Here is a 3,983-nt window from a genome sequence, read left to right as displayed (position 1 = left end):
CTTCGGGGGCCGTGCACGTCTTCGTACGCAACGCCGGGCGCGGGGTCAGCGCGCGGCGACAGGACGGCAAGGGCAAGTGGGGCGGGTGGACCGACCTCAAGGGCGCCGACGTACTGGACGGGCTGTCCGCCGCCGCGACCGCCGACGGGCGCGTCGAACTGCTCGCCCCGGCGGGTGGCGGCGGACAGCCCGTCCAGTACGTCGGCGCCCTTGAGGTCGGTCCACCCGCCCCACTTGCCCTTGCCGTCCTGTCGCCGCGCGCTGACCCCGCGCCCGGCGTTGCGTACGAAGACGTGCACGGCCCCCGAAGAGTCCACGGCCGCGGCCGGCGCCCCGGTCCGCTGGGCCTTGCCCCGGTCCTTGGGGTGCGGGGTGCCGAGGGAGTGCCAGGCCGTCAGGGGCCTTCCGGTCTGGAACTGGGTGGCGTGGACGATGTCCACGTCCGGGCCGTCGCCGCCGCCCTGCCGGTGCCGCAGCCCCAGCAGATGGGCGTAGCCGTCGGCGCCCTGGGCCACCGTCAGCGCGGTCAGGCCCGGCACCTCGATCAGCCGCGGCCCGGTCCACCGCGGGCCCCCTGGCCGCTCCTCGGTCCAGCGGGCGATACCGCCCGCCACCGGTGCATAGGCCGTGAGCCTGCCGTCCTTGCCGCGGAGCAACCGCAACGCCATGGCCCGCTGCAACCTTCCCTGACGTCGTTCCCCCTGGTGAGCCTGGGTGGGCCTCCACGAGGTCCACGAGGCTTGCGCGTCACCCCTGCTGACGCGGTGCCACCCATAGTATTTTGCCTCCGTTATGGAAGGTCTGGTCGTCGTGGACGCGGCGAATGTCATCGGTTCGGTGCCCGACGGCTGGTGGCGGGACCGGCGCGGCGCGGCCGAGCGCCTGCGGGACCGGCTCGCCGCCCTCGCCGAGAGCGGGCTGCCACCCCGTCCCGGGGTCCCGGAGTGGGCCGGGCGGCCGCCCGTGGACATCGTGCTCGTGGTCGAGGGCGCCGCGCGCGATGTGTCGCCCGTACCGGGGGTGCGGGTGGAGCGGGCGCCGGGCAGCGGGGACGACCGGATCGTGGAGGTGGTGGCGGCCCGCGAGCCGGGGCGGCCGTGTCTGGCGGTGACCGCCGACCGGGAGCTGCGGACGCGGGTGCGGGCGCTGGGGGCCGAGGTCACGGGCCCGCGCTCGGTCCGCCCCGCCGACTGAGCGGCCCGTCGGCCCCACGTACTCTTAGGCAAGCCTTGGCTAAGAGTACGGAAGAGAGAAGGGGCGAATGTCGGGAGTCGCGCGCCGCCGCGTCGGCTGGATATCCGCGGCGGCGCTGCTGCTCCTGGTCGCCGTGGTGCTCAGCCTCGCGGTCGGCAGCCGCCCGATCGCCATCGGCGAGGTGTACGACGCCCTGCTGCACGGCGGTACGAGCGACAACGCCCAAGTCGTACGGTCCCTGCGGGTGCCGCGGACCGTCATCGGCGTCATGGTCGGGGTGGCCCTCGCCGTGGCCGGCACCGTACTGCAGGGGATCACCCGCAACCCGATCGCCGAGCCCGGCATCCTGGGCATCAGCCAGGGGGCCTCGCTGGGCGTGGTCTGCGCGATCGCCTTCTTCGGGGTGCACACGCTGAACGGGTACGTCTGGTTCGCGTTCGCGGGCGCGGCGCTCGCGGCGGTGTGCGTGTACGCGGTGGCCAGCAGCGGACGCGGGGGCGCGTCGCCGGTCAAACTCGCCCTGGCCGGTGCCGCGATGAACGCGTTCATCGCCTCGGTGGTCTCGGCGATCGTCACCACCAACGCCCGGGTCCTGGACGAGTTCCGGTTCTGGGACGTGGGCTCGCTCAGCGGGCGTGACGCCACGATCGCCGGGCAGACCTGGCCGTTTCTGGCCGCCGGGCTGCTGCTGGTGCTGGCGATGGCCCGCGGGCTCGACGCGCTCGCCCTCGGCGACGACGTCGCGCGGGGGCTTGGCCGCAATGTCGGGCTGCTGCGGATGGCGGGCACTGTGGGCGCGACCGTGCTGACGGGTGTCGCGGTCGCCGCCGCGGGCCCGATCGCCTTCACCGGCCTTGCCGTTCCGCATATCGCACGCGCCCTCGTCGGCACCGGCCACCGCTGGCTGCTGCCGACGGCCGCGCTGCTCGGCCCGGTGATGATCCTCACCTCGGATGTCATCGGCCGTATCGTCTTCCAGCCCTCGGAGGTGCCGGTGTCCGTGATGACCGCCCTGGCGGGCGTGCCGTTCCTGATCGCCCTGGTGCGCCGGAAGGCGGTGGCGGCGTGAGCACCACTACCCGTGCCGCCGGGTACACCGTGGTCAGGGCCGGGCGGGGCAGCTTCCTCGTGCACCGCAGGGCCGTTGTGGCGGCCGTCGTCCTCGCCGCCGCGCTGGCGGTGGCCGTCGTGGCGTCGCTGTGCGTCGGCGAGTCGTTCGTCTCGCCGACGGAGGTCGTACGGGTGCTGCTGGGGCAGCCCAGCCCCGACGAACTGGTGGTGGGCACGCTCCGGCTGCCGCGCCTGGTGACCGGGCTGCTGGTCGGCGTGGCCTTCGGGCTGTCCGGCGCGCTGATCCAGACCATGGCCCGCAATCCGCTCGCCAGCCCCGATGTCATCGGGGTGACGCATGGCGCGGGCGCGGCCACGGTCGCCGCCATGACCTTCGGCATCACCTCGTACACCGCCCTGCCGTATGTGTCGGTCGGCGGCGGCCTCACGGCCGCCGCGCTGGTGTACGTGTTCGCCTGGCGCAAGGGGCTCAGCGCCTCGCGCTTCGTCCTCATCGGCATCGGGATCTCGGTGGCCCTGGGCTCGCTGTCCCGGCTGTTTCTGACCAAGGGCGACTATCTGGTGGCCCAGCAGGCCAAGGTCTGGCTCACCGGGTCGCTCAACGGCCGCGGTTACGACCAGGCCGCGCCGCTCGCGACGGCGCTGCTGCTCCTGCTGGTGCCGCTGCTGTGGGCGGCCCGGGCGCGGCGCGGGGTGTCGCTGGACGACGATACGGCCACCGCGCTCGGCGTCCGGCTGGACCGGGTCCGGCTGGGGCTGAGCGGCCTCGGGGTGGTTCTCGCGTCCGTCGCCACCGGCGCCGCCGGGCCGGTGGACTTCGTGGCGCTGCTCGCCCCGCAGATCGCGCGCCGGGTCGCGCGCACCGAGCAGCCGCCGCTGCTGTGTTCGGCGCTGACCGGGGCGCTGGTCGTGGTCACGGCGGATCTGCTGGCCCGCAGGCTCTTCTCGCCGACCGAGCTGCCGGTCGGCGTGTTCACCGCCCTGGTGGGCGCCCCGTATCTGATGTGGCTGCTCATCCGCACCCGTAGCCGTTCCGGAGGCACCGCGTGACCGACAACCGCCTGACCGCGCGGGAGCTGACCCTCGCGTACGAGGACCGCACGGTCGTCGACGGCCTCGACCTGGAGATCCCGCACGGCAAGGTCACGGTGATCGTCGGCCCCAACGCCTGCGGCAAGTCCACCCTGCTGCGCGCGCTCGGCCGCCTTCTCAAGCCGCGGCGCGGCGCGGTGCTGCTGGACGGCGCCGAGCTGTCCCGCCTTCCGACGAAGCGGATCGCCCAGGCCATCGGGCTGCTGCCGCAGACCCCGGTGCCGCCGGAGGGGATCACGGTGGCGGATCTGGTCTCGCGCGGGCGGCAGCCGCATCAGAAGTGGTGGCAGCAGTGGTCGGAGGACGACGAGCGGGCCGTCGGCGAGGCCATGGAGCGCACCGGGACCGCCGAGCTCGCCCAGCGCCCGGTCGACGAGCTCTCCGGCGGCCAGCGGCAACGCGTATGGATCGCCATGGCGCTGGCCCAGGACACCGATGTGCTGCTGCTCGACGAGCCGACGACCTATCTGGACATCGCCCACCAGGTGGAGGTGCTCGACCTGGTGCGGCAGCTCAACCACGACCGCGGCCGGACCGTGGTCGCGGTGCTGCACGATCTGAACCAGGCGGCGCGCTACGCCGACCATCTGATCGCCATGCGGGGCGGGCGGATCGTGGCCGAGGGC

The 3,983-nt window shown here is 74.1% G+C and carries 5 protein-coding genes; 4 read left to right on the top strand and 1 reads right to left on the bottom strand.

The window, feature by feature from the left end:
- Positions 1–668: PLL family lectin (locus CCN51_RS47420; RefSeq protein ID WP_483883472.1), on the bottom strand; the 668-nt coding region annotated here is incomplete at its 3' end.
- A gap of 124 nt (positions 669–792) precedes the next feature.
- Between CCN51_RS47420 and CCN51_RS47415 the strand changes: the two genes are divergently transcribed.
- The 4 genes from CCN51_RS47415 to CCN51_RS47400 all read left to right on the top strand — a co-directional run.
- Positions 793–1,194, top strand: a complete 402-nt coding sequence (locus CCN51_RS47415; protein WP_014175699.1) for a PIN domain-containing protein — start codon at positions 793–795, stop codon at positions 1,192–1,194.
- Between the two features lie 67 nt (positions 1,195–1,261).
- On the top strand, positions 1,262–2,263 hold the full coding sequence (locus tag CCN51_RS47410) for a FecCD family ABC transporter permease (protein ID WP_014175700.1): 1,002 nt from the start codon (positions 1,262–1,264) through the stop codon (positions 2,261–2,263).
- Positions 2,260–3,315 carry a FecCD family ABC transporter permease gene (locus CCN51_RS47405; protein WP_014175701.1) on the top strand — a complete coding sequence of 352 codons (1,056 nt, stop codon included), beginning with the start codon at positions 2,260–2,262 and terminating at the stop codon, positions 3,313–3,315. The genes CCN51_RS47410 and CCN51_RS47405 overlap by 4 nt, the downstream gene beginning before the upstream one ends.
- Positions 3,312–3,983: ABC transporter ATP-binding protein (locus CCN51_RS47400; protein ID WP_086861002.1), on the top strand; the 672-nt coding region annotated here is incomplete at its 3' end. The genes CCN51_RS47405 and CCN51_RS47400, both read left to right, overlap by 4 nt.

The organism is Streptomyces milbemycinicus (assembly GCF_002154605.1).
Classification (GTDB): domain Bacteria; phylum Actinomycetota; class Actinomycetes; order Streptomycetales; family Streptomycetaceae; genus Streptomyces; species Streptomyces milbemycinicus.
The sequence above is the reverse complement of the archived record's forward strand: the minus strand, read 5'-3'. Positions and strand labels throughout refer to the sequence as shown.

What these genes read in the sequence shown, in the direction of transcription:
- CCN51_RS47415 (WP_014175699.1), top strand. Translation starts at nt 793, where the DNA reads ATGGAAGGTCTGGTCGTCGTGGACGCGGCGAATGTCATCGGTTCGGTG.
- CCN51_RS47410 (WP_014175700.1), top strand. Translation starts at nt 1,262, where the DNA reads ATGTCGGGAGTCGCGCGCCGCCGCGTCGGCTGGATATCCGCGGCGGCG.